This is a genomic window from uncultured Campylobacter sp. (assembly GCF_938040115.1).
Taxonomy (GTDB): Bacteria; Campylobacterota; Campylobacteria; order Campylobacterales; family Campylobacteraceae; genus Campylobacter_A.
Map to the genome: position 1 here is coordinate 1 of NZ_CALHXD010000034.1, position 1,780 is coordinate 1,780.

The 1,780-nt window shown below is 43.3% G+C and carries 1 protein-coding gene and 1 pseudogene; both read left to right on the forward strand.

What is annotated here, in order from left to right; translation table 11 throughout:
* A pseudogene (gatB, locus tag Q0314_RS01400) lies at positions 1 to 225 on the forward strand (Asp-tRNA(Asn)/Glu-tRNA(Gln) amidotransferase GatCAB subunit B); the annotation flags it as partial.
* Between the two features lie 133 nt (positions 226 to 358).
* Complete coding sequence (locus Q0314_RS01405; RefSeq protein ID WP_298055684.1) at positions 359 to 1,249, forward strand: NAD(P)H-dependent glycerol-3-phosphate dehydrogenase; 891 nt, start codon at positions 359 to 361, stop codon at positions 1,247 to 1,249.
* Positions 1,250 to 1,780 lie beyond the last annotated feature (531 nt).

Below are 1,780 nucleotides of genomic sequence, written 5' to 3' on the forward strand. Positions count from 1 at the left end.
GTAGACGGCGTCATCGAAAAATTGGGATTAAAACAAGTCAGCGACGACTCGGCTATTGTAGTGATAATAGATCAAATTTTAAGCGTGAATGCCGATAAGGTCGCCGAGTATAAAGGCGGTAAGGACAAGCTTTTTGGATTTTTCGTCGGACAAACGATGAAAGAGGGTAAAGGCGCGTTTAACCCAGCAAAAGTAAATGAGCTTTTAAAAGAAAAATTAGGTTAAATTTTACTTGCGCTGTTATTTGGCGGCGTGGTCAAATTTTAATCCGTTTAATTTTTGCAAAAGTAAGGTTTGGACTTGCGAGTGGGTCTGTCAATTTAGCTAAAATAAACGTAAATCACAAAAAAGAGAAAAAATGAAAATAGCCATCATCGGAGCGGGGAAGTGGGGTAGCGCGCTTTTTCATGCGCTTTCGCAAAGAAACGACTGCGTTATCACCTCGCGCAGGCAGCTTGAGGGTTCGCATTTTGTGAGTCTAGACGAGGCGCTAAAGCGCGATTTGCTCGTCGTTGCCATACCTTCTCAGTCTGTTAGCGGTTGGCTAAAAGAGTATTTTAAAAACTTCGGACAGAAAATTTTGGTCGCCTCAAAAGGTATTGAGACTTCGAGTTTACGATTTTTAGATGAGATTTACGAACAGCACGTTAGCGCGGCAAATTTGGCCTTTTTATCGGGTCCAAGCTTTGCCAAAGAGATACAAAACAATCTTCCGTGCGCGCTCGTGATAAACTCCAAAAACGAAGCCCTTGCCCGCGAGATTTCAGCGCTTTTTCCGCAAAATATCAAAGCCTACGCCAGTAGCGACGTTATCGGAGCTGAGATCGCAGGCGCATACAAAAACGTCATCGCCATCGCAGGCGGTATCTGCGACGGGCTCGGGCTTGGCAACAGCGCTCGCGCCAGCCTCATCTCGCGCGGACTTGTCGAGATGGCGAGGTTTGGCGAGTATTTCGGCGCGCAGCAGCAGACCTTTTTGGGGCTTAGCGGCGCGGGCGATCTGTTTCTCACGGCTTCGTCCGTACTATCGCGCAACTACCGCGTGGGTCTGGGGCTTGCTAAAAATGAGAGCCTTAACAAAATCCTAAACGATCTAGGCGAGGTCGCAGAGGGCGTGGATACCTCGTACGCGATAGAAAAGATCGCCGCCGGTAAGGGCATCTATACGCCGATAGTAAACGAGGTTGCGGCGATGCTGCGCGGTAAAGATGTACAGGAAAGCTTGAGAGATTTGCTGAGCAAGAAATAAAATTTGGCTAAAAGCGCGTATTTTGAGGCGGAGATAAATTTAGTTTATAGAGCCGCTATTTGCCTACTTTGTGGTTAAATTTAAATTTTAAAAAGAGCAAATCTTGAATGAAACTTATTCGTAAATTTTAAAAAAGTTAAATTTGATGCGACTGTTTGCATGCTTTATTTATGTCGTTTTTAGCTAGTAAAGTAAAAATCAAAACAATAATATTCATACTAGCCAAACATAAATATTAAGCGATCAATAGTATCGCCAAAGCTTCCAAGATCAAATTTGCGTTAAAAACTTTTCTTGACAGTTATTTGATTATTTTTAAACTCTCTTTTGTTTGCAATAGATTTATAGATTTCAAATTTTGTCGCTTTGGCCAGCCCGCCGGTCCAAACTCCGCTCAAAGTCCTTAAATTTATCCAAAATAGTGTAAAATCCACAAAAACAAAAAAAGGAAAAATATGAAAAGAATTATCGCCGCACTTTTTTCGGCGCTATTTTTGGCGGGTTTGCCGACCGCGTTAAATGCCGCGCCGC